This window comes from Pseudoduganella violaceinigra DSM 15887 (genome assembly GCF_000425385.1).
GTDB classification, from domain to species: domain Bacteria; phylum Pseudomonadota; class Gammaproteobacteria; order Burkholderiales; family Burkholderiaceae_D; genus Rugamonas; species Rugamonas violaceinigra.
Genome location: NZ_KE384361.1, coordinates 149,567 through 176,281, shown reverse-complemented (window position 1 = coordinate 176,281; position 26,715 = coordinate 149,567). Strand labels below are relative to the sequence as shown.

Annotated in this window: 20 protein-coding genes; 13 read left to right on the top strand and 7 right to left on the bottom strand. The window is 61.5% G+C overall.

The annotated features are described in order from the left end of the window. Position 1: 1 nt before the first annotated feature. The 9 genes from tssF to H597_RS0128535 are packed head-to-tail and all read left to right on the top strand — an operon-like array spanning position 2 to position 12,218. Entirely contained in the window at positions 2-1,876 is a 1,875-nt protein-coding gene (gene tssF, locus H597_RS0128575) for a type VI secretion system baseplate subunit TssF (RefSeq protein ID WP_028105133.1), read from the top strand. Beyond that, positions 1,852-2,907 (top strand): type VI secretion system baseplate subunit TssG, encoded by a 1,056-nt coding sequence (gene tssG, locus H597_RS0128570; protein WP_028105132.1) that lies wholly within the window; start codon positions 1,852-1,854, stop codon positions 2,905-2,907. Before tssF ends, tssG begins: the two co-directional genes overlap by 25 nt. Next, complete coding sequence (gene tssH / locus H597_RS0128565) at positions 2,900-5,569, top strand: type VI secretion system ATPase TssH (RefSeq protein ID WP_028105131.1); 2,670 nt, start codon at positions 2,900-2,902, stop codon at positions 5,567-5,569. The genes tssG and tssH overlap by 8 nt, the downstream gene beginning before the upstream one ends. A 14-nt stretch (positions 5,570-5,583) precedes the next feature. Continuing rightward, a complete protein-coding gene (locus H597_RS0128560) occupies positions 5,584-7,872 on the top strand; it encodes a type VI secretion system Vgr family protein (RefSeq protein ID WP_035375431.1) in 2,289 nt (762 codons plus the stop codon). 26 nt (positions 7,873-7,898) lie between these two features. Next, positions 7,899-8,375: a DUF6484 domain-containing protein gene (locus tag H597_RS0128555; RefSeq protein ID WP_028105129.1), complete on the top strand. Its 477-nt coding sequence runs from the start codon at positions 7,899-7,901 to the stop codon at positions 8,373-8,375. A gap of 12 nt (positions 8,376-8,387) precedes the next feature. Further along, complete coding sequence (locus H597_RS0128550) at positions 8,388-9,632, top strand: TIGR02270 family protein (protein ID WP_028105128.1); 1,245 nt, start codon at positions 8,388-8,390, stop codon at positions 9,630-9,632. Between the two features lie 2 nt (positions 9,633-9,634). Further along, a complete protein-coding gene (locus H597_RS35445) occupies positions 9,635-9,796 on the top strand; it encodes a hypothetical protein (RefSeq protein WP_161630658.1) in 162 nt (53 codons plus the stop codon). 20 nt (positions 9,797-9,816) lie between these two features. Beyond that, a complete protein-coding gene (gene tagH / locus H597_RS0128540; RefSeq protein ID WP_028105127.1) occupies positions 9,817-11,460 on the top strand; it encodes a type VI secretion system-associated FHA domain protein TagH in 1,644 nt (547 codons plus the stop codon). A gap of 2 nt (positions 11,461-11,462) precedes the next feature. Next, entirely contained in the window at positions 11,463-12,218 is a 756-nt protein-coding gene (locus H597_RS0128535; RefSeq protein WP_028105126.1) for a PP2C family protein-serine/threonine phosphatase, read from the top strand. A 3-nt stretch (positions 12,219-12,221) separates the two neighbouring features. Here the strand turns inward: H597_RS0128535 and tagF are convergent, their stop codons facing one another. From tagF to H597_RS0128505, 6 genes are all read right to left on the bottom strand, one after another. Continuing rightward, positions 12,222-12,935 (bottom strand): type VI secretion system-associated protein TagF, encoded by a 714-nt coding sequence (tagF, locus tag H597_RS32835; RefSeq protein ID WP_035375458.1) that lies wholly within the window; start codon positions 12,933-12,935, stop codon positions 12,222-12,224. Continuing rightward, the gene (gene tssM, locus H597_RS0128525) at positions 12,935-16,546 is read right to left on the bottom strand and encodes a type VI secretion system membrane subunit TssM (protein WP_028105125.1); all 3,612 of its coding nucleotides are present in this window, start codon (positions 16,544-16,546) and stop codon (positions 12,935-12,937) included. Before tssM ends, tagF begins: the two co-directional genes overlap by 1 nt. Before the next feature lie 11 nt (positions 16,547-16,557). After that, the gene (locus H597_RS0128520) at positions 16,558-17,883 is read right to left on the bottom strand and encodes a DotU family type VI secretion system protein (protein WP_028105124.1); all 1,326 of its coding nucleotides are present in this window, start codon (positions 17,881-17,883) and stop codon (positions 16,558-16,560) included. A gap of 2 nt (positions 17,884-17,885) precedes the next feature. Continuing rightward, the gene (gene tssK, locus H597_RS0128515) at positions 17,886-19,217 is read right to left on the bottom strand and encodes a type VI secretion system baseplate subunit TssK (RefSeq protein WP_028105123.1); all 1,332 of its coding nucleotides are present in this window, start codon (positions 19,215-19,217) and stop codon (positions 17,886-17,888) included. Positions 19,218-19,269: 52 nt separating this feature from the next. Beyond that, the gene (gene tssJ, locus H597_RS32830) at positions 19,270-19,743 is read right to left on the bottom strand and encodes a type VI secretion system lipoprotein TssJ (protein ID WP_035375457.1); all 474 of its coding nucleotides are present in this window, start codon (positions 19,741-19,743) and stop codon (positions 19,270-19,272) included. Positions 19,744-19,978: 235 nt separating this feature from the next. Further along, positions 19,979-21,316 carry a 3-oxoacyl-ACP reductase gene (locus H597_RS0128505; RefSeq protein ID WP_028105122.1) on the bottom strand — a complete coding sequence of 446 codons (1,338 nt, stop codon included), beginning with the start codon at positions 21,314-21,316 and terminating at the stop codon, positions 19,979-19,981. A gap of 158 nt (positions 21,317-21,474) precedes the next feature. Here H597_RS0128505 and H597_RS0128500 point away from each other — a divergent pair, with 158 nt between their 5' ends. Genes H597_RS0128500 through H597_RS33655 form a run of 4 tightly spaced genes read left to right on the top strand, consistent with a single transcriptional unit; the run spans position 21,475 to position 25,538 of the window. Continuing rightward, positions 21,475-22,578, top strand: a complete 1,104-nt coding sequence (locus H597_RS0128500) for a DUF2169 family type VI secretion system accessory protein (RefSeq protein ID WP_028105121.1) — start codon at positions 21,475-21,477, stop codon at positions 22,576-22,578. Continuing rightward, positions 22,575-23,606 carry a 3-oxoacyl-ACP synthase gene (locus H597_RS0128495; protein ID WP_028105120.1) on the top strand — a complete coding sequence of 344 codons (1,032 nt, stop codon included), beginning with the start codon at positions 22,575-22,577 and terminating at the stop codon, positions 23,604-23,606. The genes H597_RS0128500 and H597_RS0128495 overlap by 4 nt, the downstream gene beginning before the upstream one ends. After that, the gene (locus H597_RS34510; RefSeq protein ID WP_035375429.1) at positions 23,603-24,613 is read left to right on the top strand and encodes a DUF4150 domain-containing protein; all 1,011 of its coding nucleotides are present in this window, start codon (positions 23,603-23,605) and stop codon (positions 24,611-24,613) included. The genes H597_RS0128495 and H597_RS34510 overlap by 4 nt, the downstream gene beginning before the upstream one ends. Before the next feature lie 22 nt (positions 24,614-24,635). Further along, the gene (locus tag H597_RS33655) at positions 24,636-25,538 is read left to right on the top strand and encodes a hypothetical protein (RefSeq protein WP_051294178.1); all 903 of its coding nucleotides are present in this window, start codon (positions 24,636-24,638) and stop codon (positions 25,536-25,538) included. A gap of 23 nt (positions 25,539-25,561) precedes the next feature. On the opposite strand, the gene H597_RS0128480 is transcribed toward H597_RS33655, so the two are convergent. Then, complete coding sequence (locus tag H597_RS0128480; protein WP_028105119.1) at positions 25,562-26,629, bottom strand: hypothetical protein; 1,068 nt, start codon at positions 26,627-26,629, stop codon at positions 25,562-25,564. Positions 26,630-26,715: the final 86 nt, after the last annotated feature.

Below are 26,715 nucleotides of genomic sequence, written 5' to 3'. Positions count from 1 at the left end.
GATGGATCCGCGCCTCTTACGCTACTACAACCAGGAATTGCAGCACTTGCGTGAAATGGGCGCAGAATTCTCGCGCCAGTTTCCCAAGATCGCCGGTAGGCTTGGCATGGATGGCATCGAAGTGAGCGATCCATACGTGGAGCGCCTGCTCGAAGGCGTCGGCTTTATGGCGGCCCGCGTGCAACTCAAGCTGGATGCCGAATTTCCGCGTTTTACCCGGCGTTTGCAGGAAATCGTCTATCCGAATTTCCTGGCGCCGACGCCGGCGATGCTCATCGCCCAATTTCGTCCCCAGGCGGACGATACCAACCTGGCGCAAGGGTTGAAGATTGCCCGCGGCAGCATCCTGCGCAGTGCCCCCGGCAAGGGCGACAGTGTCGCCTGCGAATTCAGGACCGCGCAGGATCTTTCCTTGTGGCCGATTGAAGTAGCGTCGGCGGAATACTTTTCCTTTGCGCCGGACCTGCCGTTGACGTCGCTGCCTGTTGCGCAGCGGATCAAGGGCGGCGTGCGCTTGCGGCTGAAAACAACGGCCGGCCTGCAATTCCAGCAGCTGGGGCTTGATCGCTTGCAGGTCTTCCTGTCCGGCAGCGACGAAATCGCCTACAAATTGCACGAGCTTTGCCTTGGCGCCTGTGTCGGCATGCTGGTGGCGCCTGCCACCCGTCCCTGGCCATGGCATCAGTTCCTCCCTGCGGATAGGGTCGGTAAATCAGGATACCAGGATGAGCAGGCTTTGTTGCCGCCGGCCTTGCGCTCTTTCCAGGGCTACCGTCTGCTACAGGAGTATTTTTCCTTCCCGCAGCGCTTCCTCTTCATCGACCTGCAAGGGCTTGGACCGGGCGTGCGGCGGCATGCCGGTAATGAGCTGGAGGTGGTCCTGCTGTTCGAGCGCGGCGACGCTTCGCTGGAGAGCGTGGTCGACGCCTCCAATTTTTCCCTGTTCTGCGCGCCCGCGGTCAACCTGTTTCCCAAACGCGCCGACCGGGTGCATCTGAACGATGGCTCCCACGATTACCATGTGGTGGCGGATCGCACCCGTCCGATGGATTATGAGGTCTACGAGGTGACCGGGGTGACCGGCCACGGCGTCGGCAGCGACAGCGAACGGCATTTCGCGCCGTTTTACGCGGCCTATCATACCGAAGGGCGGCAGCACGCGGCCTACTTCACCACGCAGCGTGAGCCTCGGGTGCTGTCTGAAGCGCAGAGGCGGAACGGCTTCCGGTCCAGCTACGTGGGCAGCGAGGTATTCATTTCGCTGGTGGACCCTGACGAAGCGCCGTACCGCCACGATCTGCGCCAGCTCGCCATTACGACGCTGTGCACCAACCGCGATCTCCCTTTGCACCTGCCGCTGGGAAGTGGGGTGTCGGATTTTGTGCTGGACCACGCTGCCCCGGTGGCGGGGATACGCTGCGTCAAGGGGCCCTCGAAGCCGCACTCTCCCCTGTGGGAAGGCGCTGCCGCCTGGCGCTTCATCAGTCATTTGTCGCTCAATTATCTGTCCTTGCTGAACACGGACGAAGGGGAGGGAGCGCAAGCCCTGCGCCAGATGCTCGCTTTGTACGCGAACAGCACAGGAGGCAGCCTGCAGCGGCAAATCGACGCGCTGCAGGCCGTGCGGGCCGCGCCTATCGTGCGCCGGTTGCGCGGCTGCGGGCCCATTTCCTTCGGGCGCGGCTTGCGAATCGAGCTGGAAGTCGACGAAATGGGGTTCCAGGGCGGGAGTGCTTTCCTGTTCGGCAGCGTCATGGAGGAGTTCTTCGCCCGTTACGTGTCGATCAATTCCTTCACCGAAACCGTTCTGCGTTCGACCGGGCGCGGCGAAATCATGCGTTGGGAGCCCAGATGCGGGACCGGCTTGATCATCTGACGTATTTCCAGGCACTGGAGATGGCGCCGTACCGGCACGATTTCTTCCAGGCGCTGCGCCGTATCGATTGCCTGTTCCCGCATCTGCCGCGCATTGGGCAGGCGCTGCGGCCCGCCGACGAGGCGCTGCGCCTGGCCCAGGAGGCCGCGCTGGATTTTGCGCCAGCCACCCTGTCGTCCTTCCATCAGCCGCAAGGCTCGGCGGTGCCTCGGCTGGAGGTCCGCTTTTTTGGCCTGCTGGGCCCAAACGGACCATTGCCCCTGCATCTGACGGAATTCGCCCGCAGCCGCAGCCAGCACTCCGGCGACCTTGCGTTGACGCGCTTCCTGGACCTGTTCCACCACCGTTTCCTGGCCCTGTTCTACCGGGCGTGGGCCCAGGCCCAGCCAACCGTCAGTCTGGACCGGCCGCGCGACGACCGTTTTTCGATCTACGTCGGCGCACTGTGCGGTCTTGGTGATGCCAGCTTACGCGAGCGCGATGCGGTCCAGGATAACGCCAAACTGTTTTATGCCGGCCTCCTGGCGCGCCAAGTACGCAACACCGACGGCCTGGTGGCTCTACTGGCCGGTTATTTCCGCCTCCCGGTGACGCTGGAGCCATATGTCGGGCACTGGCTTACGCTGGCGGAGGTTGATCGCACGCGGCTCGCCGGTTCCAGCGTAAGTCCGCAAGCGGGCGTGGGACTTGGCGCCGTGCTTGGGCGGCGGGTATGGGACCGGCAGCACAAGTTCCGCCTTTGCCTTGGCCCTTTGGCGCTGGGCCAGCTGGAAGAATTTCTCCCGGGCGGCCCGGCGCTCCCGAAACTGGTCGACTGGGTGCGCCAATATCTCTGCTTCGAACTGGAGTGGGATGTGCGTCTGATCCTCAAACGCGAACAAGTTCCCGCGGCGCGTCTCGGCAGGTATCAGCGACTGGGATGGAGCACCTGGCTGGGCACGCAAGCGCGCGCGCAGGATGCGCGCGACCTGGTGCTGGAGCCGGAACGCTTGACCGCCGCTTTATCGTCAAAAGGAAAACATCATGGGTGAGATCAGCCGGATTGCGCTGTTTGGGAAATTGAACAGCCTGGCTTACAAGTCGATCGAGGGCGCCACGGTACTGTGCAAGCTGCGTGGGAATCCCTACGTGGAACTGGAACATTGGGTGCAGCAGATCTTGCAGGCGCAGGACTCCGACCTGCACAGCATTGCACGCTATTTCGAACTGGACGCTTCGCGCCTGGCTGCCGATCTGACGTCGGCGCTGGACCGGCTGCCGCGTGGCTCGACCTCGATTTCTGACCTGTCCATGCATATCGAAAATGCGGTGGAGCGGGCCTGGGTCTATGCAACGCTGATGTTCGGCGCGTCGCAGGTGCGCAGCGGGCATCTGGCGGTGGGAATCCTGAAGACGCCCTCGCTGCGCAATGTCTTCCTGCGCATTTCGCCGGAGTTCGATCGGATCAAGCTTGATGTCCTGACCGAGAATTTCGTCGATATCGTCAACGGATCGCCGGAACAAAGCTTGCATTCCGGCGACGGCAGCGGCCTGTCGGCTGTACCGGGCGAGGCCAGCGGGGCAATGCCGCCGGCGCAACTTGGCAAGCAGGAGGCGCTCAAGCGATTTGCGGTGGACTTGACCGAACGGGCGCGCAAAGGCGAGATTGATCCAGTCACCGGCCGCGACGAGGAAGTACGCCAGATCGTCGATATCCTGATGCGGCGGCGCCAGAACAATCCCATCCTGACCGGCGAGGCTGGTGTCGGCAAGACGGCGGTGGTGGAGGGCTTTGCCGCGCGTATCGCCAGCGGCGATGTTCCGCCGCCATTGCGCGATATGTCCCTGCTCATGCTGGACGTCGGGTTGTTGCAGGCCGGCGCCAGTATGAAAGGGGAATTCGAGAACCGCTTGCGACAGGTGATCGACGAGGTGCAGGCTTCGCCGAAGCCTGTCATCCTGTTCATCGATGAGGCCCATACCCTGATTGGCGCAGGCGGTGCGGCCGGCACCGGGGACGCGGCAAACCTGCTGAAGCCAGCGCTGGCACGCGGTACATTGCGCACTATCGGTGCGACGACATGGGCCGAGTATAAGAAGTACATCGAGAAGGATCCGGCGCTGACCCGGCGCTTCCAGGTGGTCCAGGTCGACGAACCGGATGAGGAAAAGGCCATCCTGATGGTGCGCGGCCTGGCGGGGGCATTGGAAAAGCATCATCGCATCCAGGTTTTGGACGAGGCGATCGATGCCGCTGTCAGGCTGTCCCGCCGCTATATCCCGGCGCGGCAATTGCCGGACAAGGCCATCAGCCTGCTTGACACCAGTTGCGCACGCGTCGCCATCAGCCAGCATGGGACGCCCGCTGGGGTGGAAGACAGCAAGCGGCGCATCGAGGCGCTTGAAACGGAATTGGCCATTATTGGCCGCGAGGAAGCGATTGGCCTCGATACGGCTGAACGGCGCAGCGCGGCGGAGCGCAATCTGCAGGCGGAACGCAGCCGCCTGGATGGCCTGGAGACGCGCTGGATCAATGAGAAAGACCTGGTGGATGAAATCCTTGCATTGCGGGGCCAGTTGCGCACGGAGGGCGTTGCCGTCGACGGCCAGGCGGAGCGCGCCGGACGCGGCGCCGCGCTGGACAAGCTGCAAGTACTGCAACAGCGGCTGGCCGACATGCAGGGCGAAAGCCCGCTGATCATGCCGGCAGTCGATGCCCAGGCCGTAGCGTCGGTGGTGGCCGATTGGACCGGTATTCCGCTTGGCCGGATGGTGAAAGACGAAGTCGAAGCTGTGCTCGCGCTGGCGCAAACGCTGAATCAGCGGGTGGTCGGGCAACGCGAGGGGCTGGAAGCGATTGCGCGCAGGATCCAGACTTCGCGCGCCAAGCTGGATAATCCCAACAGGCCGATCGGCGTGTTCCTGCTGTGCGGTCCTTCCGGTGTAGGCAAGACGGAAACTGGACTGGCGCTGGCCGAGGCGCTGTACGGCGGCGAGCAGAACATCATCACCATCAATATGAGCGAGTTCCAGGAAGCGCATTCGGTGTCGACCCTGAAAGGATCGCCGCCCGGGTATGTCGGGTATGGCGAAGGCGGCATCCTGACCGAAGCAGTGCGCCGCAAGCCCTACAGCGTGGTCCTGCTGGACGAGGTCGAGAAGGCCCATCCCGACGTGCACGAAATTTTCTTCCAGGTGTTCGACAAGGGCTGGATGGAAGACGCGGAAGGGCGGCATATCGATTTCAAGAACACCCTGATCCTGCTGACATCCAATGTGGGCTCGGAACTGTTGATGAAGCTTTACAAAGATCCGGAATTGACGCCCGAGCCGGCGGGTATCGTCAAGGCGCTGCGCGATCCGCTGTTGAAGGTGTTTCCGGCAGCATTGCTGGGCCGGCTGGTGGTCGTGCCGTACGCGCCTATCTCGGAGGGAATGCTGGGCAGCATCATTGGCCTGCAATTGGATCGCATCGGTCATCGCATTGCGGAGCAGCACAAGATCGGATTCCGCTATGACGCGGCGGTTCCCCGGCTCATTGCGGCCCGCTGCAATGAGCTGGAAAGCGGAGCGCGCGCGGTCGATGCGATCTTGACCAACACCATGCTACCCAGGATCAGCGTGGAGCTGCTGACGCGTAGCTTGGGAAGCACTCCGCTCGCAAGCATTGCGGTTGGCGTGCGCGATGGGGACTTCGACTACCGATTCGAATAGGCCGGGAGGGCGGAATGCGCAGGGCGATCGAGATCGTAACGCCGTTGGGGCAAGACGTATTGCTCTTTCACCGCATGCATGCGAGTGAGGAGCTGTCGCGCCTGAGCGAGTTTGAACTGGATCTCCTGAGCGAGCACGGCGACATCAATCTTGACCAGATACTGGGCAAGAATGTAACGGTGAAGCTGGAAATGCAAGGCGAGGGTGTGCGCCACTTTAATGGCTATGTGACGCGCTTTGCGCAATCCGGGATGTCCGGCCGCTACCATTTCTACCGCGCCATGGTGCGCCCTTGGCTGTGGTTCCTGACGCGGACGGCCGATTGCCGCATTTTCCAGGAGATGACGGTTCCGGAAATCATCAAGCAGGTGTTCAATGATCATGCGGTGGCCGACGTGAAGAGCAACCTGAGCGACAGTTACCACAAGTGGAATTACTGCGTTCAGTACCGGGAGACTGATTTCAACTTCGTCAGCCGGCTGATGGAGCAGGAGGGGATTTACTACTACTTCACGCATGCTGAGGGACGCCATACCATGGTGCTGGTCGATGCCTATAGCGCTCATCAAGCTGCCGCGGGCTGCGACAGCCTGCCATATATCGATTCCGAACGGGTTGTGCGTCCCGAACAGGAATATGTAAAACAATGGAAGTACGCGCGGGAGATCCACCCCGGTAACTGCCAGATCACGGATTTCGACTTCGAGCGCCCGGCCGTTGACCTGGCGGTGAAGACCAAGGTGAAACGGGAGCATGTACTGGCGGACTACGAAATCTACGACTATCCCGGCAGCTATGTGCAGGCGGCGGACGGCAACCGCTATGTGCAAGCCAGGATGGACGAATTGCAGACGCGCTTTGAATTGGCGCGCGGCGCAACCAATGCGCGCGGATTGAGTGTTGGGCATTTGTTCAAACTAAGTGGACAGCCACGCGCCGACCAGAACCGCGAGTATCTGGTGATGGCGGCGACCCATACGCTTGTATACAACGCTTATGAAACGCAGGAGACGGCGAGCGCAGGCGCCAGCTACAACTGCAGCTTCACGGCGCTTGCCAGCCGCCAGCAATTCCGTCCCCAGCGCGTGACGCAGAAACCTTTCGTCCAGGGTCCCCAGACGGCTATTGTTGTCGGCCCGTCCGGTGACGAGATCTATACCGACAAATATGGCCGGGTGAAAGTCCAGTTCCACTGGGACCGCTATGGCAAGCAGAACGAGAACAGCTCGTGCTGGATCCGTCCCTCGCATCCTTGGGCGGGCAAGAACTGGGGCATGGTCTCGATCCCGCGCATTGGACAGGAAGTGATCGTCGATTTCCTGGAGGGCGACCCGGACCGGCCCATCATCACCGGGCGCGTGTACAACGCTGAACAGATGCCACCTTATGCTCTGCCGGCCAATATGACGCAGACCGGCATCCTGAGCCGCTCATCCAAATCAGGCAGCGGGGCAAATGCGAACGAATTGCGTTTTGAGGACAAGAAGGGCGCCGAGCAGGTGTTCCTGCACGCCGAGAAGAACCAGGACATCGAAGTCGAAAACGATGAAACGCATTGGGTCGGACATGACCGGACCAAGACGATCGACAACGACGAAACTACCCATGTCAAGCATGACCGTACGGAATCCGTCGATAACAACGAAACCATCACGATCGGCGTCGACCGGAAGGAGAAGGTCGGGAGCAATGAGAACATCACGATTGGCGTCAACCGGACCGAAAACGTGGGGGCCAACGAGACGATCACGATCGGCGCGAACCGTACTGAAAACGTGGGCGCCAATGAAACCATCAGCATCGCATCCAACCGCACCATTACCGTGGGGGCTTGTGAAACGGCGACTGTGGTGGCGCAGCGCACGCACACGGTAGGCATCAACGAGACAATCACGGTGGGCGCGGCGCAGGAGGTCACCATTGGTGCGATGCAGATGGTCACCGTCGGCGCGAACCAGGTGGTGAACGTTGGCGTCAACCAGTCGCTCGACGTCGGGGCCAACCAGAAGACTGATGTGGGCGCCAACATGTCCGAAAGCGTTGGCGGTTCACAGTCCAGCAAAGTTTCGAAAGGCAGAACCACCTCGGTTGGCGACGACGATTCACTCAAGGTTGGCAAGCACCTGGTGATCGATGCGGGCGACTCTGTGACCATCAAGACGGGTAGTGCCAGTATAACAATGAAGAAAGACGGAACCATCGTCATCGAAGGCAAGGACATCACGATCAAGGGCTCGGGCAAGATCAATGCGAAGGCAACCGGCGATATCGTGATGAAGGGATCGAAGATACTCCAAAACTGATTGCAAAGCACTGGCTGGAGGTGGATATGAGTGGCAGGGATCTGATAGCGGAGGAAGCCGCCGCAGCGGCGCTTCCGGCGGCAGGCGTGGTGATCGGCGAGTTGATCGGGATGAAGGAAGAGGGACGCGTGCCGCTGGTCCTGTATTCCGGACAGCATGGAACCGCAGGTGTTGCTGCGCGCAGCGTCGTCGACCTGCATGCCCCGCACATTGGCGGCAAGGTCGTGCTGATGTTCGAAGGCGGTGATATCGACAGGCCGATTGTCATGGGCGTGCTGCGCACGGGCGAAGGATTGCCATTGGAGGAGCGTCCCGGCCAGGTGGAAGCGGATGTGGACGGCGAGCGCCTGATTGTCAGCGCAAAGGAGCAGCTCGTCCTGCGCTGTGGCAAGGCGAGCGTCACACTTTCGAAAAACGGGAAAGTGCTCATCCAGGGAACGTATTTGCTGAGCCGTTCGTCCGGGGTGAACCGGATTAAAGGCGGCGCCGTGCAGCTTAACTGAGTGGATTTGATCATGTCCACCAGTCCGCAGCATATCGTGCCCAATGTGATTCAGCAGCATGTCGAAGAATCGGCGATTCTGCGCGGGGTTCGCTCGGCCCTGGTGCGGGGGCCGCATGTCAAGCTGCATCATTTGCGGCGACTGGATGAACGCCTTGCCGCGCATCTCGATGGGATTTCCATTGCCGGCGACTTCGGCCGCAATGCTTGCACTGCCACGCTGGAAAATCCGCAAAAAGGGCAAGTTTTCACGGCGGCAGCGCGCGCGATCGAAGATGGCGCCGTGGTTGAACTCAATCGGCTGCTCGCGTTGGCGGAAGCGATGCCTGAAATACAGCCCGGTCTTTTGTCGGCAGCGGGATGGGTTTCGGCCAGGTTCCTGCAAGGGACGGTGCGGGAACTTCTTCAATCCACAAGCGCCTTTCGGCGGCAGGTCGGGATCAGTGCTTGCGCCATGCACCAGGTCGATCCCGGCGACGCACTGCAAAAGTCCCTGGGCGATCCGGACAGCCGCTTGCGGGCGAGGGCGCTGCGCTGCATTGGCGAGTCCGGCCGCCGCGACCTCTTGGCGTCCTGCCTGCAGGCGATTGAACATGAAGACCTGGCATGCCGACTATGGGCGGCCCGCTCGGCAGCCTTGCTGGGTGAGCGGGAACGGGCTGCCGCGTTCTTAACCGAGCTGGCGGTGAACGATGCGAAGGTGCGCCGATATGTTCTGCCGATGCTGCTCAAGCTAGTCGATGCGGCGCAGGCGAATACCATCCTGAAGCAGTTGGCGAAGGAATCATTGGAACTCCGGCTGTTGATATCCGCCAGCGGCACAACGGGCGATGTCAGTTACATACCATGGCTGATCAAGCAGATGGACGATCCGAAGTCGACGCGCCTTGCCGGGGAGGCATTTTCAATGATCACCGGCCTGGATCTTTCCTTATTGGATCTTGACCGAAAGCCGCCGAAGGACTTCGAACCAGACGACGAGCTGGGAATCGACGATGACGACAGCCTGCCATGGCCGGATCCACAGAAGCTGCAAGCGTGGTGGCAGGAAAACCTGAACCGCTTCAAACCCGGTGAACGCTATTTCATGGGCGAACCTCCCACTGTATCGCATTGCATGAATGTGCTGCGGGATGGCTACCAGCGGCAGCGTATCGCTGCAGCCGAGCATCTCTGCCTGCTGCAGCCGGGGTCTCAATTATTTCCTGCCAGTGCGCCGGCGTGGCGCCAGGAGCGCTGGCTGAAGAAGATGAACTAGATATGGATGCCAGGACTATTCTCAGCGTTCTATCGCTGGTGTTCTTAACGGCGGCGACTTTGCGCTATTACCGCGACGGAGGCCACATTGTCCCGGCGAGCAAGGCATGGTATCTGGTCGCCTCTATTTTCGCGCTGGTGAGCGGCTGGCTGTGGCTACAGTGATTACATTGCGGAGGCCCCTAATGATTTTGATCAAAGCAGTTTCATTCAACGGCCAGGCGATGCCGACAGCGCTTGGCGCGGAGTTTGGCGAAGAAGGCGGCATCATCGGACGCGGGACGGGTAACGCGCTGGTCTTGCCGGACCCCGAGCGCTTCGTGTCGAGGACACATGCCGCCATTGCGTTCCGTGCCGGAACCTATGTGATCCGTGACTTGAGCAGCGCGTCACCGGTCTATGTCAATGGCATCCCCCTGGGAAACGGGCGGGAGGCCAAACTGACATGCGGCGACGAATTGCGCATCGGAGCTTACGCATTGCTGGTGGAAGCGCCACCGCCCGCGAACCAGCACACGGCCAGCATCGAATCGTCACCGATTGACGATCCTTTGGGTTTATTTGGTGGGACAAGCATGGCTTGCGCGCCTTGGCAGGGTTCGAAGGCCCCGGCTTCCGGCAGGGGCAGTATTCCCGACGATTTCGATCCTTTTGCCGACCTGTCGCCTTCGCACGCGGAGCCGCAAGCCCCAAGCCAGCCGGACGACTTCCATCTGGGCCTTGAGCCGTCCGGTGGCTCGGACATCAACCGTCTTTTTGGCCTAGGAGCCGGTGCCAGTGGCGGTTTATTTCCAGACGGCCATCCCTTGGCCGAAAATGCACATACGCACGGACCCGTCGACCCGCTGGTGGCGTTGGGTGCAATGCAGCAGCCGCAATGGGGCGCGAACAGCCAGCGCGACGATGCGCCAGAGATCTATGCGTCGTTTGTGCCGCCTATGTCCTATGCAGGGAACCAGCAGAAGGCGCAGGAAAGTGTGCAGGGCGACCTGGGTTCGCAGCGGCAGGGCGCGGCATTTGTGCCGGCCGGGCCAACAAATATGGTCGTATCCTGGAATACGGAAAATGAGCAGGCTCCAGGTAGCATCAAGACCTTGGTCATGGGTTCGCCAGGGAGGACGGCCGCGAAGGCGGTGGCCAGCGCCCCCGACACGGCCCAGCCAACACTAGCACTACCGGATCCTGCTGTCGTGGAAACTCCCGCCGCGCCTTCGGCCCGAGTCGAGGAGGCCGAACTGCTTAAGGCCTTCCTGGAAGGAGCCGGAGTGCCGGATTTGGAAATGGGCGCTCCGCTCACGCCTGAAATGATGGCGATGTTCGGACAGCTCCTGCGCGAATCCATGAAGGGTACCTTGGACCTGCTAATGGCAAGAGCGATGACCAAACGTGAAATGCACGCGCAAATGACCGTGATCAGCATGCACGAAAACAATCCTCTCAAGTTTTCGCCCAATGTTGAAGTAGCGCTGCATAGCGTGTTGGCACCGCGCGGCAAGGGATTCATGCCCCCCGTGCCGGCAATGAAGGACGCCTACGATGACTTGCGGGCCCATCAATTCGGTGTCATGGCCGGCATGCGTGCGGCCTTGTCCCGTGTACTGCAACGATTCGATCCAGTGCACCTGGAAGAGCGCCTGACCGACAACACCCTGGTCGATTCGCTGCTTCCTGCCAATCGCAAGGCCAAGTTGTGGACGCAATACCTGGATCTGTACGCTGATATCACGAAGGAGGCGGAAGACGACTTCCAGATCTGGTTCGGAAGGGAGTTCCTGAGCGCTTATGAAGCCCAAATGGCCAAATTGAAGCAGGACGGACAGCAGGGATAAGCATGGACATCAAGATATCGGTGCTGTCAAAACCCGGCGGGCGCGCCGTCAACGAAGACGCTTATGGATGCTGGTCGAACCGGAGCGCCTGTTTTTGCGTGCTGTCCGATGGTGCCGGCGGACATAAGGGGGGCGCCGTCGCGTCCAGGCTGGCGGTCGAACACGCACTGACATGGTTTCGCCTTCGTCCTGAGTGCAGCGCCGAATGTGTGGCACAAGCCATCCAGGCAGCCAACGCAGCAGTCGTCGACGCGCAGCGTGAGATGCCCGAATACGGCGATATGCGCGCGACTATCGTCGTACTGGCGCTCGATTCCGAGCGTGGGACTGCGGTGTGGGGCCACGTTGGCGACTCGCGCCTCTATTGTTTCCGCGGCCAGCGCATCACTTTCCAGACGCGCGACCACAGCGTCCTGCAAGGCATGGTTGATGCCGGCTACATGCAGCTTGAAGATTTGCGTCATTCCCCGCAGCGTAGCGTCTTGCAGGCGGCGCTGGGCGATGCAAAGGCATTCGGGCCGTGCATCGGGCCGTCGTCGTTCCCCCTCAAGGATGGCGATGTTTTCCTGCTTTGCACCGACGGCTTCTGGGAACACCTGGACGAGCCGGGAATGGAGCGGTCGCTGCATGAGGCGGAGTCGCCGCATGCCTGGCTGGACCGGATGGAAGTGGCGGTGAGGGCGCAGGAAAGCCGGCAGCAGGACAACTATTCGGCGGTACTGGTGGCTTGCCAGGACTTCAGCATGGCCGGGGCTTGACGGTCAGCCAGCGTCCCCCAACAACGCCTCGAAATCGTTTTTCGCTGGCAGCCCGGAGAAGGCCAGCAGCTGTATTGCGCCACCTGAAGCAGGTTCGCTCCACCACAGGCTTTTGCCGCGACCCGTGCGTCCATAGTGGTGCGATCCCGCCTCCCAGAAAAGTTCGCAGAGCCCCGCCCTGGATGGAATGTCCAGACTCAACACGGTGCCTGCTGAAGCGCTCCACCAGCGGTCGATGCGCTGTGCGCCATCGCGATCCCAGCCATCCGCAATGACTGGAAAAGCGCTTCCGGCCAATCGCTCCTCGAGCACGGCGGGATCGAACCCCACATCAAGGCATTCCAGCGCTAGCTGTTCCATGCCGCAGAACCAGTGTTGCGCTGACAATAGTGATGCCAATACTTCGGGAACTGGCGCAAGTTCCACGGCCAAGGTCAAGGGGAAGTGCCGGCCCACCTTATCGACGCTGGGCATCATCACTCCAGCCCATGCGGATTCCCCGCATACGCCAGGCAATAGGGCAAAGTTCCAGAGCGGGCCGTTCAAATAGGTTTCCAGCCAGCGCTCCTTAAGGCTGCTGCGGCTGGCCGCCATCCCCTCCTGCAGCCACGCATCCCATGCGGCGATGAAACCGGGCGGCAGGCGCCTTGATGCGAAATCTCCCAATGCCGGAATCTTGCCATACCATCCTGGCAGCGGGGGAGACGCTGCGTGCATCAGAACGCTCCCGGACATTGGAACTGCTCCAGTTCCGCCAGCCGGAAGGGATTGCGCACACTGTTGGTCAAGACCTCAAACTGCGCTTTACGCCCTTCCACGTTGAAGGTGGCGAGGAACTTCTCGGGCTGGCCGGTACTGTCGACTTGAACCTGGTCAAAAAGGCGGAACAGGGCCCAAGCGCCTTCAAAGGTCCGGCCCGAAGCGCCGGCACCGCTGACGGGGCTCAGCTGCAGCCGCACCTGGGTGCTGCCGCGCGGGCCTGGCCATTGGATCTGCGCCGGCACTTGCGGCCCGTGGCTGTACTTCACCAGCTGGCCGTCCACATCGAGGATGAACTGGGTAATCGAGGCATCCATCATCATCGGCTTGAGATCCAGGCGCATGCTGACTGCCGGGCCGCTGCGGAAAAAGACATCGCGAATGACCTGGGCGCGCTGGAACTGCACCAGTGCGGCGGAACTGGCGCCCATCGACGCATCGCCCACCGGGCGGAAACTCCATGGCCGCGTTGCCGTATTCACATATTGGGCCAGGTTTTTCTGGAAAAAGTCGTCCATCAGACCGCCGGGCGCGAACAGCCGGCTGAAATCGTCCGGTGTGACGTCGCGCCCGCTGCCTTTGGAGAACGGATATCGCCCCGCAATGGCTTTATTGCAGAAATCCCCGATTGAAGCCTGCATCGCCTGGCTAAGGTTGTTGCGCGCAACGCCCAATGCCTGGCTCGCGCCGCCCGCCGACAAGGTCAGCATGATCGAGCGCAAGGGCTCCGGCTGGCGGCTGCCTTCGGCCTTGACCTTGTTCGGCACATCGCTGGGAGGAGGCGTATTGGCGCTTTTCAGTGCCGCATCGGTGGCAGTCAACAGCATGTAAAGTTCGTTGATCAGCGCGATGCTGGTGTCGATCGGCGCCGGCTGCCCTGCCACCTGGCTGCGAACCTGGCGGCGCAGCGCATCGAACTGGCGATCGACGATATTCTCCGGCAGTGCCAGGCTGGCGGCCGTGCTGGAAGGGGGCGCCTGCTGGCCAAACAGTTTGAGAAGTTCTTCGCGGGTGGTCTTGATCTTTTCACCAGCCTTGTCGACCACAGTCTTGTCGGCCTCGTCCAGTTGAACCAGGGTTACTTCCTTGACGATGGCGCGCAGCAGCAATGGCAGGGGGGAATCCGGTGCGGACAGGATGCGCGCCAGCTCGATGCTTTGCTGCAGGCTTGTTGCGCGGACCAGGGTGATATCGTCGACGAAGTTGGCCCAGGTCTTTGCATAGTCCTCAAAGTATAGGCGGCCCACTTCATTGACCAGCTTCGCTTTCTTGTCCGGTGCTGCCAGGCCGCGTTCCTTCTCGGGGAGACCCAATACCCAGGCCTCCTCGTCTGCCAGTTGGCCGGTGGTGCGCACCGCTTCCTGGAGGAAGACTTTGCGATAACCATTCACGCTAAAGATGCCCGGCACGCCCCTGGTCAGGGGCAGGTCGCTGTGACGCCTGAAGACGAGCAGGGCAGTGGGGCCGCCCGCATTGGCAATGGTGAATTCAGACAGGCTGCTGCCAGCACCCTGTCGCTTGATACGGTTGTAAATGCGTTCGGCCAGGGGCGTTTGGGCCAGCGCCTGGCGCGTGGAACCGATAAGACGGAGGTCGGCGGGATTCGGCGCAAGCACGTCGCCGCTCGCCAGCAGGGTATCCAGGTGCTGTTCAAGCTCCTGGCGCTGGGTGCGGGTCGCATCGCGCGGCAGGCTGCTCTCCCAATCGGCCGTAATGAAGGCCTTCAAGGCTGCCGGGTCCAAGTAGCGTCCGTCGTGCAGCATGATGTACGCTTTCAGCGCCTCGTACAGCAGCTCGGGATTGGCCTGTCCATCCGATTGCAGTTGCTGCTGGATTCTGAGTTCCAGGCGCGGCAGGAAGACATCATGCAAGAGCCGTCGGTGCGCCAACCTGGATGCGGCGCCCAGTTTGTCGCCCTGGTACAGGCCGAAACCCATGGTGAAGGGGATCTGGCCCGGCGGCGCGTTGGAAACGCGGGCCAGGTCGCGTACCGCGCCCATGGCTGGAAGCAGCTCCATTACATTGGTGCTCGCGACGCCTCCCAGTTGGTCCAACTGGCGTGAAACCGCGCCGGTCCTCGCTTGTACGTCGGCGACGTAGGCACGATTGCGGGCAAAACTGATCATCCATGCAGTGATGGCGCCGATGGCGATGAGCCCGGCTAGTACCAATGCACCGAGTTGCAACAGCGCACGCCGGCGCTCCCATCGCGAGTTGGTGCCGGCCAGTCCGGCTTCCTGGAACACCACCTCCTTGAGCAGGCGCGTGATGAAATAGCTCTTGCCGCTGGGAGTGTTGGGCGCCAGCACCTTGCGCTCGAGCTGCAGGGCGCGGCCCAGGTTACCCATCAAACGGTCGATCGGGCTGCCTTCTTGCGTGCCGCTGGTGAAATAGACCCCGCGCAGCATTGGCTCGGCCGTGAAGCGCGACGCGGAAATGAGGTTGTCGACGAATTCGCACAGGCTCGCCTTGAGAGCGGCAAGTTGCTGGGGAAAGACATAGAGCGCGGCACGGCGCTGGGGATCGCGCTCCTGTTGCAGCCGATCGATCAGGCGCGCATTGATGCGCTCTTCCAGAACCGCGAATTGGCCGGCGAAGTCCGGTGCGGGCGTGGCGTCCCCTGCGGCCTCGCGATAAGCAAAGGTTGCGCCCCAAACCTGCGCGCGTTCTTCTTTGCCCATGTCGCTGAAAAACTCCATGAAGCCGGGCAGCAGGTCGATCTTGGTCACCAGCATGTACAGCGGAAAGCGGATATTCAGCTCGTCGTGCAGTTCCTGCAGGCGCATGCGCAGCGCATTGATATGGTTCGCTCGCTGGGCCGGGGACTGTTCCAGGAGTTCGGGCACGCTCAGGCTTAGCAGCGCGCCATTGATCGGCCGCCGCACACGGTATTTTTTTAATAATTGCAGGAAGCCGCTCCAAGCCGCGGCGTCCGACTGCTGGTTGCTGTCTTGCGTCGTATAGCGACCGGCGGTGTCCAGCAGGACCGCATCATTGGAGAACCACCAGTCGCAATTACGCGTTCCGCCGATGCCCCGTATGGCCGGCTGTCCGAAGCGTTCGCTCAACGGGAACTGCAGGCCCGAATTCACCAGTGCTGTTGTCTTGCCCGAGCCTGGAGCCCCGATCAGTATGTACCAGGGCAATTCATATACCCATTGGCGGCGCAAGTCGGCCAGCATAGCGAGCGCTGACGTGCGCCCGCGCTCGCTGAGGCGCGCCTTCTTCAGCACGAGCACGGCATCTTCGAAGCGTTTGCCGAGTGTGGCCAATTCCTCGGCGGCGACACTGTCCACCGCTGGCGCCGAAGGCGTTGCCTGCTTGAGCAGGCCATCCATCAGGCGCGCGTTGGCGCGCCTGGCTTTAACAACCGTCCATAGCCGCTTTCCTGCATAGAAAAGGACTACCAGCAGAATCAGGATAAGGCGAACACGCTCGGTTTCCAAGGGATGGTACTCGGCGATGCCGAGCAGGGGGCCGACCAGCCAGATGAGCAGGGCGATGGCAAGCAGCCCGAGGATCGCAAGGACGTATTGGTTAAGCATCCAGGAAAGGAGCTTTTTGATCATGTCTTGGTCCTTTATTGGGCGTCTTGTTTCGGAGTCAGGACGATTTCCACGCGGCGGTTGCGCGCGCGCCCGGCGGGCGTATTATTGGGAGCGATCGGGCTTGCATCGGCATGTCCTTCCGCCGTGAAGCGGCCCTGGCCCGCGGACTTTTCCTCCAGCAGGCGCGCCACGACGCTGGCCCGTTCTTGCGACAAGTGCCAGTTTGACGGGAAACGGGTCGTTCTGATTGCCTGGTCGTCGGTGTAGCCGTCAACCACGACGGAGCCGGGAACTGCCTTGAGTGCCGCCGCAATCCGATCCAATACGTCCATGTAATTGGCCGATACGGTGGCGCTGCCGGGCGCAAACAGTCCATCGCCGCGCATGGTGACCACGCTGCGTCCTTGTTCGTCGCGCACCGCCACCAGGCCCAGTTCGATCTCCCGCGCCAGGAATCCCGCCAGGCGCGGTTTCGCCGCCGGCGGCGGCACGGGCGGCAACGGCGCCACAATCATTGCCGGTGCGGCACGCATGCCCTGGATTTGCGTGAACGTGGGATCCGAGTTCCGGTTCAGGATGAAGCTGAACGTGGCGTAGACCCCCAGCATCAGCAGGCCTAGCGCGCCAAACGCCACCCACAGCGGCAAGGCCGCCAGAATGGCGCGGCCGGCAGCGGGCGCGCCTTCCCAGTGAGGCGAAAGCGGGCGTTCGTACTCGCCTTGCAGTTGCCGCAACATCAGGGCCAATCGTTCACGCAGGGCATCCAGCTGTGCTTTGCCATTGTCGAGGACCCGGTAGCGGCCTTCGAGCCCCAGCGACAGGCAGATGTACATCAGCTCCAGCAGTGCGCAGTGTTCGGCTGGCGCCTCCGCCAGTTTGGACAGTAGCTGGAAGAACTTCTCGCCGCCCCATGCCTCGTTATGAAACCTTACCAGCAGGCTGTCCCTGGCCCAGATGCCGGAACCGCCCCAAGGTGTGGATGCCGCTGCCTCATCAAGCAGGGTACAAAGCGCGTAGCGCGCCGCGATAATGTTTTCATTCGCGATGCCGGCCGCTTTCGCGCGCCGTTCGAATTCCCTAATTTGCCGCGTGAGGAATTCCTTCGCAGCTGCCGGATCCGGGTGATGCAGGGTTGCCCGCAGTTGCGGCACAATGTTGAGGAGCGGATTGGCGGCGGCCAGCAGGGGATTCAGTCCCGAAATTTCCGCCGTCTGGACGAAACCAAAATCCGCGCTTTCATGAATGGGCGGCACCGCCACCGGCGCTGGCGCCGCTTGGGCACGCTGGCGCCCGCCCGGCGTGGGGAGAACGATGGTATGTTCCGCGTCCGCCGTGGCAAATGGATCATCCTGGCTCATGGTTACCCCTTAATGGCCCAAAATTCGAGTTCCAGCCCTGGAAACTCGCCAGCGATATGCATGGCCAATCCGCCGGAACGTTCAAGCTGGTCCCACAATTCACCGCCACGTTCAATTTCAAAGTAATTGAAGCCGGCGTGGTAGGGAATCTGGCGCGGCGCCACCGGCATCGAATGCAAGGGAATGCCGGGCAAGGCGAGATTGACGAGGTCGCGGATCCGTTCGACCGGTCCCACCTTGACTTGGCTGGGAAAGCGCGCGCGTAGCGTCTCGGATGGCATCTGTGCATTGACGGCGAGTACGAAGCCGGCCGACTTCAAGAGGTCGCGGTCCGGCAGTTGTGCCAGGCGCACACCATATTTCCTGTCCTGAAGCTCGATCGGAACGGCGCTGCGATGCAGGACCATGCTGAGCGCGCTGCGCAGTTCGGCCATGATTGGCGCAAACGTCTGCGCCAGGTTGTCGTGCTGGTAGGCCGGATGACTCTGCGGACGCCGGTTTTCGCGGCTGAAGGTGGCGAGGTCACCCGCGAGCGAGAGCATAGCGACAAACAATTCTTCGGGGTGGAAGAGGGCAGTACGGCAGTAATGGGCAAAGACCGGCTCGTGCCGGTTAACTGCCTGCAGCAGCATGAAGTCTGCCACCTCCGCCACGCCACCCCGGCCCGGCTGCGCCAATTGAGCGGCCAGTTCCTCGCCCCGCTGATGCAGCAGTCCGTGGATTTCATTGCAATAACCGGCAAGCGCCGCATTGTCGCGGATTGCCAGCGATGGCGGAATGTAGTGCTTGTCGAGGAGCAGCCGGTTATCCGCACGACGTTCGCTCAAGCGCAGCACGCCAAGACAGGCATAGGCCTCCGTGCGTTCGCTTTCCAATAGCAGGCTCAGGCGCATCTGCCCAACCTGGATCGGCGCTGAATTGCTGGAAGTGCTGTCCGCAACATCCAATTCGGTGACGTGGTAGCGTGCCAGCTTGTCCTCGCCAGCCGAATTCGCATCCGACTCCGAACATCCCTTGCGCCGCATGGGCACTGCCAGCATGACCAGCTGGTCGCGAGCGCTGGCGGGGATATTCAGCGGAGCTGGTGCCGAGTGGGTGGAAGGAAAGTCGAAGGGGGTGCCGTCGGGGAACAGGCCGCTGCCCGTTGCAAGTACGACTTTCCCCATTGCCAGTGCCGCTTCGTCGACCTCCATTGTCAGGAAGCCCCAGCTATGCGACCTCGCCGGACGGGACCGCGCCTCGATCAGTTTTTCAAGATAGCGTTCGTGTTGCTGAAAATGTTGTGGTTGCAAAAACATGCCTTCTGACCAAATGACTTTGCTTTCCCACGACATGATCGATGTTCCTTAAATCCAGATGAGCTGGTAAGGTTGAAAGAAGTTGTTTTCATTTTTCAGCGCTGATGGAGACGCCGCGCGACTTCAGGCTGATCGATACCGGCATGGACTGGCCGGCCGGCACGGGAAGCGAGGCGCGCCAGGACGACTTTTCCAGGTCACGGAAGGCGGCGACCACGGCGACGAAGCGCGTGTCCGCTTGCAAGGTGCGGTCAAAATGCTTGGTTTCGCCTGGGCGTAAGGTGAATTCCTCCCTGGCCACCAGTTCGCCACCCAGGGCTTCCTTGTCGCGTTCAAGCAGGGAGAAGAAATCGGCGCTCTGGAATGCGCCCAGGTTTTTCAACTCAAACAGGCGCAGCACAACAGGAGAAGCGCGGCCGCGGGTATCGGGATTGACATCGCCGGAGACAGTCACATTGGTCTGCATCACCGCCGGCTTGGGCGGGCCGGACGCACAGGAGCAAAGCGCGGCCAGCGCCGCAGCGCTGGCTAGTCGAATCGCAAGAGAACGGTAGCGGCCCATCGAATTCTCCAGGAGATACATATCAGGCGTGAATCAAGCGGCTTCCTTGCAAACGATAGTACATCCGATAACAGTGCACAAAACTCACACTTATTCACGGAACAAGCGCGGACTGCGCTGCGCTGAAGGTAATCCGTTGACACGGCCGCAGGCGGCCAAGGGAGACTTTTCGGTTGGTAGCCCAATGGAATAGCCTTCCTCGTCCGCGGCACTGCCTGTCGGATGAGGGGCGTCGTCAAGCGCCCATCAATCCCTGCCCGCAGACACGGATTGTTTGTCCGCTGATGCCGCAAGCGCCGGGCGTGCACAGGAAAGTCACCATTTCGGCGACATCCCGTGGTTGCCCTCCCTGGGAAAGCGAATTGAGGCGCCGGCCTATCTCGCGGGTCAGGAACGGGACCTTCCTGGTCATCGGCGTTTCGATGAATCCCGGTGCGACAGCATTGAAAGTAACGCCGTCAGCCGCGTGCAATGGCGCCTGCGCGGCTACATAGGCAATCAGGGCTGCCTTCGATGTCGCGTAATTGGTCTGGCCGAAATTGCCGGCAATGCCGCTGATCGATGACAAGCACACCACGCGGCCATGCTCCCGCAGCAGCGATTCGTCCATCAGCGCCTGGTCTATTGCCGTAATGGCGGCCAGATTGATTTCTAATACCTGGTCCCATTCGCGCTGCTCCATCTTTGCCAACGAGCGGTCACGCGTGATTCCGGCGTTATGCACCACGATGTCGATGCCGCCAAAGCTGTCGCGCACGCATCGGGCAATTGCGGCGGGTGTTCCCGCCGCTGCTATATCCAATGCCAACGCCGATCCACCGAGCCGTGTGGCGACCGCGCCCAATTCTTCTGCGGCGGCCGGAACGTCGAGCAGCACCACTTTCGCGCCTTCCTGCGCCAGCCGTTCTGCCGTTGCGAGGCCGATGCCGCGGGCCGCCCCCGTGACCAGGGCTACTTTTCCGGCAAGTACGTGGGTCAAAGGCCGGCTGTCCGGCGCCATCGCCAAAGCCGTCACGTGCAGCGCTTGGCCAGAAACGTACGCGCATTGGGGGCCGCAGAAGAAGCGCACGACGCCGTCCAGTCGGCCCACTGCAGCGCGGTCTACGCTGACCAGATTGGCGGTCACACCGCGCCGGCCGAGTTCCTTGCCCAGTGAGCGAATGAAGCCCTGCAGCCCACGCGCTACCGATACGGCCAATGGACCGATCGCCTCCGAGAGCGACGGAGCGACCAGAAGCACCCGGCCATTGCGCGCAATGCTTTTCAAGCGGGGCTGGAAGGCGGCATAGACGGCGCGCAAATCGGCCACGCTCCGGCACCCGCTAGCGTCCATTACAAATAGGTCGATTGCGGCTGTCGCTGCGTGCGCGCCTGCGCCGCGCAGGGCGGCCTCCAGCTCGGATGAAGCGTAGGCGCCTGCCGTCGCCGCCAGCAGGAATGCCTTTCCCTGAAAAGGCAGTGCTGCGTATGGCGCGAATGAACGCTGCAGCTCGGTTGGATGCGGCAGGCCGAGGGCACGCACTATCGGGCCAATGACGGGCCAGCGGTTAATCTTGATCAGGGTATCGGGCATTTACAGTTTCAGGACAAGTTGGCATTCCGGGACGCAACTATACTACCGAAGCCCGATAAGGCCGTACAATTGGTGAACAAATTTGGGCGCCGACCTGGCAACGTGGCTTGCAAGTTGGCGGCAAGGTATGGAAGGTGCAACTCATCTGAAGGGAATGCATGGAGTTCGTGAATGCAACGCGCATGGTCACTGGCTACACCCTTGGCACCGAACCCTCCGGGCGGGAATGGCTTGTGATCGTTATCAAAGGCACGTTTCACTTACCTAAGCCGGGCGAAGAGGTTCGCTTACACGATCAGCAGCTGCCCCTGCACATGGCCGATGTCTGGTGCGGGGCTCCGGCACTTTCCGCTCCGCGTTACGAAGCGGACTTCGCGCTGCGCAAGCAACGTTGCGACATTCTCCTGCACGGAAGTGCCTATGCTCCGGGAGGACGACCGGCCACCCGCGTGCCGGTAGGTCTGCGCGTTGGCGACCGCGCGAAATCCTTCGCCGTTGTGGGAAACCGGCACTGGCAGTGCGGGTTCGGCGCGGTAACGGCTAGCGCACCGGAAGCTTTTTTAAGCCAGCCGATCGGCTATGAGGCTGCCTTTGGCGGTATTGATATGAGCGACGCCGATCCAGCCCGCCATACTGCTTTCATGCCCAATCCCGTCGGGCGGGGATTTCACCTGAACTTGGGAAGCGAATGCATCGACGGTGCGCCGCTCCCAAATACCGAGGAACTGGAACGTCCCGTCACATCGCCGCAGGGCGCATTCATGCCAATGGCGTTTGGCCCAGTCGGCCGCAATTGGGATCCGCGCATCCGCTACGCTGGCACCTACGACCAACGCTGGCTGGAGGAGCATTTTCCTTTCCTGCCGCCGGACTTTGATGAACGTTATTACCAGAGCGCTCCGCAGGACCAGCAGTGGCGGCAGCCTGTCAGCGGGCAGGAGGTCGCACTGGTAAACCTGACTCCGGACGGCCACCGCGCCTTCATGCTGCCTGACTTCGAAGCGCCGGTGAACATCATTGCAAAAGGCGGCGCGCGCGAAGACTTGCGGGCAACGCTGGACACCATCGTATTGGAACCTGACCAGGAGCGGTTCAGCATGACGTGGCGTCTGGCTCGCCCGCTGAAACGCAGTATTTTTGAAATCTCCCAGGTGCTGGTCGGGCGCAAAGGCAAGGAATGGTGGCAGCAACGCGAGCAGGTGATTTTCCCGATCAAGGTGCAGATGCTGCCGGTCAGACAGCAAGGGAGTCCTGAACCATGACCGCAGCAGCTATCGCAATTTGCAATGCAGGCCTGGTCACCAGCGTCGGCCTGTCCGCTCCAGCTAGTTGTGCCGCAATTCGGGCCAAAGTGAGCAATGCGAGCCAGACGCGCTTCGCCGATTCAAGTGGAAACTGGATTATGGCGCACCAGGTTCCGCTCCAGGAATCGTGGCGCGGCCGCGCGAAATTGGCGCGTATGGCTGCTATGGCAATCGAGGAGTGTCTGCGTGACGTGCCGCCCGAGGAATGGGGCGGCATTCCGATGCTGCTATGCGTGGCGGAGCAGGGCCGTCCCGGCCGCCAGGCCGGCGTGGACGATCTTTTGCTGCAGGAAATCAGGGCGCAGCTAACCGCCCCGGCCGCAGAGCGCCACACAATTATCGCGAATGGCCGCATCGGCGTTGCCATCGGACTGGCACAGGCACGCAAGCATATGCAGGAAGAGCCGGCATGCCGGATGCTGCTGGTTGCGGTGGACAGCCTGCTTGGCTGGCCCACCCTCGAAGATTACCAGCGCAAGAACCGCCTGCTGACGGCCAGCAATTCCAATGGCTTCATGCCAGGCGAGGGGGCTGGCGCCCTGCTGCTGGCCAGGCCGTCCGGAAAGACCGGCGAGCTGCTTTGCACAGGCATCGGCTTTGGCCAGGAAGAGGCGTCGATAGATAGCACCGAACCTCTGCGCGGCGACGGCCTGTCGCAGGCTGTCAAGACGGCACTGGCCGACGCCGGACTGGCGATGCAGCATATGCATTTCCGGATCACCGATAACGCAGGCGAGCAATACTACTTCAAGGAGGCGGCGCTAGCGCTGCAGCGGACCCTCCGCGTGCGCAAGGCGGATTTTGATCATTGGCATCCCGCGGAGTGTACCGGCGAAATCGGCGCGGCGGCGGGCATCAGCATTATCGCCAATGCGATGGCGGCATGCGCCAAGCGCTATGCCAAGGGCGCGAACATCCTGGTTCACCTTGGGAATGACAGCGGCGAGCGGGCATCGCTCACTCTCCAGTACCGGGAGGCAGCATGAGCAACCAGGTCTACGCAAACAATATGGAAGTATCGTGCAAGCAGGCGGACGGCAAATCAGTCAGCGCATTTCCCGACGTTTGCTATACCCCGCCACAAACGGCTGCTACACCGCCCGGCGTGCCGGTTCCCTATCCCAATACAGGCCTTGCCAGCGACACCAGCGACGGTTCCAAAAGCGTCACGATTTCCGGGCAGGAGGTGATGCTGAAGAATAAGAGCTACTTCAAGCAAAGCACCGGCGACGAGGCTGGATCGGCTCCATTGAAAGGCGTCGTTACGCACGTAAACAAGGGAAAGGTGTACTTCACGATGTGGTCGATGGACGTGAAGATCGAAGGGGAAAACGTGGTGCGCCACCTCGATCTCACCACCCATAACCATGCATCGCAGCCGGGTCAGACACCGCCAATGGTCTATCAGGACCTTGTCGCATTCGGAGATCCCGTACAGTGTATTGGCGATTCAGCCAAGGCCACGGCGGCTTGCGCCGGCTGCTCCCAGGATACCTGTACCAAGGATTGCGAAGACTGGCAAGCCTGCATCCTGGTTGCAAAAAAGGACGCGAAAAGCAAGTGCTGCAAGGGAAAGCAGACGGGCGACCACCTGATCGAAGACCACTGGGTAAGGCCGAAGGGCACACTGGTCGCCGACTTCCAGCATCTCGCCAGCAAGCCCGGTGGCGCCTACCATGGAGCGCCCACCGCTTGTGTGAACCGCTCCCGTTATGAGGAGAAGCATGGAATCGGGCACGGAACCCGGGGCGTGTACGAAGACAAATTCTTCATGGGTGGAACTTTTTCCTACCTCGAAGCGAAAGCCATGGCGCGCGAATCGCACCAGGATGCGAATGGAAACCGATGTAGCGAAGCATGCCTGGATGCGCAGCTCGACGCCTTCTATGGCAAGGGCGACGACCGGCAATTGCAGGCTTCGAAGCAACGGCAAGCGTTGACAGAACAGCAGCGCAAGGATGCTCTAGCCCGAACCGGAGTGGATAACTGGTAGCCTAAGACAGAAAGGAGTGCGGATGGATATGACATTGACTGGGGCGGCCGTCAGAGGTGGCGATGAAGCTTTCCTGGCAGCGATCATTGACGAGTACTCGGACGAAAGCCCGGACCACTGCATGGTATTGCGCTATCAAGGCGGAGCATTCAAGCAGCGTTTGCTCGATCATGCTGTGTGCGCGATCGTGGTTTCGCCCGATATCAACGCCCCGGTGTATTTCCTCAGTCCGCACGGCGAAGTCACGCTTGCCGGTCCATCCGGCAATGCTACCGAATTGATCGACGACTCCGACCGCGGGCCGAGCTCGATGGTGCTGGTGCGCGATGCCGCCTGGATCGGCAGATGTCTTTACGCCTGCGGCATGGCGCGTATGGTCTACATGCGTGATAGCGATGGAATTTGGCATAGCATCGACGCGGAAGTCTTCGTGCCGCGCGAGAAACGCGAGCGAGCGCTTGGTTTCCATGCAATCGGCGGGGCAGGGCCGAAAGACATATACTGCGCAGGCCAATATGGAGAAATCTGGCACTACGACGGCGCCCATTGGCAGCAGGAAGACAGTCCGGCGAATCTGGCGCTTACCGGCATTTGCGTGCGGCGCTCTGGCGAAGTGGTCATTGTGGGGATGTCCGGCACGCTGCTCGTAGGGCGGCACGGCAAGTGGGCTGTTGTGGACCACCAGGCGACTGAACGTGATTTTTGGGGCGTTGCCGAATTTTTAGGTGAGATCTATGTATCGAACCACGATGGCGTTTTCCGGCTGGTGGGCGAAACGCTGGATCTGATCGATTTGGGCGCCGAGACGGTGCCCACGACAGCCTATCTGGCCGCGAACGGCGAGGTACTCTGGTCGATTGGCAGCAACCACGCGTTTTACACCAGGGATGGGCGGGTCTGGGTTTCAGTGGCGCTGCCGTCCTGAATGGACGACTTGCGGGAACCCGGTCAGTCCGCCTTGTGCAGCGCCTTGGCATCGTTTGCCCTGCCGACGGTCACTGTCACCGGGTTGGCGTAATTAGGACTGGAGGCATTGACTTCATGGAATGTCTGAGCTGCCTGTTCACCATACATCTGGAAATACCAGCGCGGGTCGGCGCCGTTCTGGCGATTATCGCCACGCGCATAATTCTCAAGTGTGACGCGGTCTGTTCCACTGCGCGCCACAACTCCGGCAAAGTGGAAGGACCAGCCAAGGTCCCGGTCCGTGCCGCTTGCGAAATCGCGTACGCGCGAGGTCCCATTCGGCTGAGGCGCACCGCCGCCGATGGTGGCAATCATGTACGCCTCGCCCACAGCCGGCTTTGCATATTGGTTGGCGCCTGCTGTTGCCAGGGCGCGCCGGCTGTTCGGTAGCGCTGTCACGTATTCCCGCGCAATCGCATCCGCCCGGGCATTTTCGTTGAACTCTTGCTCTTCGTCGTAGTAGGCGTCTTTGTACGCTTGCCATGCGGCAGGCGCCAGCCGCGCGGCCGTCCGCGCTGCGACGCGCTGGCCGCGCCCCAGCATCGATTCGGTCTCCGCGCCAACGACCCTAGCGCCGACCGCATTGCAATTCTGCGGCAGCAGGTTGGGGTTGCCGGCATTGAGCTGAGGTGTGACCCGAAGCAGGATGTTCTGAGTGCTCCAGCCGGTCCAGATCGTGATACTGGTACCGTCTGTATGCAAGGTGATGGGAGAATGTGCCGCCGCCAGGGCCTGGTTACTCGCCTGGACGAGGGCAGCAGTGGCATAGAATTCCTTCGGTTGGCGGGCAGTGAGGTTCGATTCCTCGATCGCCATATCTGCGTTGTTCGACAGGCGCAACGACAAGCCGCCCGGATGGGGGACAATGTTTGCCGTTGCTGCGTTGGCGCCGCTCAGGAACTCATCGCCACCGCCAACCCCATGGAGCGCAGCCTGCGCATTGAACTGGGCCGCGCCGACAATCGCGTAGGGGTATCCAAACCAGGGGCGCTTGGCTGGAGCGTTGACGATGACTTTTGCCGGCGGCAGCGTCCGGTGCCGTTGAATCACCTGGCCCGCTTGCAGGGACCGAAGACCAGGCACGCTAGACCGTTGTGCTGCGCGCATGGAGTTCGCTGGAGGGGGCACCACCGGCG

Coding starts and splice junctions, on each gene's coding strand:
- tssF (WP_028105133.1), top strand. CDS start 2: ATGGATCCGCGCCTCTTACGCTACTACAACCAGGAATTGCAGCACTTG.
- H597_RS0128535 (WP_028105126.1), top strand. CDS start 11,463: ATGGACATCAAGATATCGGTGCTGTCAAAACCCGGCGGGCGCGCCGTC.
- H597_RS0128560 (WP_035375431.1), top strand. CDS start 5,584: ATGCGCAGGGCGATCGAGATCGTAACGCCGTTGGGGCAAGACGTATTG.
- tssM (WP_028105125.1), bottom strand. CDS start 16,546: ATGATCAAAAAGCTCCTTTCCTGGATGCTTAACCAATACGTCCTTGCG.
- H597_RS0128500 (WP_028105121.1), top strand. CDS start 21,475: ATGGAGTTCGTGAATGCAACGCGCATGGTCACTGGCTACACCCTTGGC.
- H597_RS0128505 (WP_028105122.1), bottom strand. CDS start 21,316: ATGCCCGATACCCTGATCAAGATTAACCGCTGGCCCGTCATTGGCCCG.
- H597_RS0128520 (WP_028105124.1), bottom strand. CDS start 17,883: ATGAGCCAGGATGATCCATTTGCCACGGCGGACGCGGAACATACCATC.
- H597_RS35445 (WP_161630658.1), top strand. CDS start 9,635: ATGGATGCCAGGACTATTCTCAGCGTTCTATCGCTGGTGTTCTTAACG.
- H597_RS33655 (WP_051294178.1), top strand. CDS start 24,636: ATGGATATGACATTGACTGGGGCGGCCGTCAGAGGTGGCGATGAAGCT.
- tagH (WP_028105127.1), top strand. CDS start 9,817: ATGATTTTGATCAAAGCAGTTTCATTCAACGGCCAGGCGATGCCGACA.
- H597_RS0128555 (WP_028105129.1), top strand. CDS start 7,899: ATGAGTGGCAGGGATCTGATAGCGGAGGAAGCCGCCGCAGCGGCGCTT.
- tssJ (WP_035375457.1), bottom strand. CDS start 19,743: ATGGGCCGCTACCGTTCTCTTGCGATTCGACTAGCCAGCGCTGCGGCG.
- H597_RS0128495 (WP_028105120.1), top strand. CDS start 22,575: ATGACCGCAGCAGCTATCGCAATTTGCAATGCAGGCCTGGTCACCAGC.
- tssG (WP_028105132.1), top strand. CDS start 1,852: ATGCGGGACCGGCTTGATCATCTGACGTATTTCCAGGCACTGGAGATG.
- tagF (WP_035375458.1), bottom strand. CDS start 12,935: ATGCACGCAGCGTCTCCCCCGCTGCCAGGATGGTATGGCAAGATTCCG.
- H597_RS0128550 (WP_028105128.1), top strand. CDS start 8,388: ATGTCCACCAGTCCGCAGCATATCGTGCCCAATGTGATTCAGCAGCAT.
- H597_RS34510 (WP_035375429.1), top strand. CDS start 23,603: ATGAGCAACCAGGTCTACGCAAACAATATGGAAGTATCGTGCAAGCAG.
- tssK (WP_028105123.1), bottom strand. CDS start 19,217: ATGTCGTGGGAAAGCAAAGTCATTTGGTCAGAAGGCATGTTTTTGCAA.
- tssH (WP_028105131.1), top strand. CDS start 2,900: ATGGGTGAGATCAGCCGGATTGCGCTGTTTGGGAAATTGAACAGCCTG.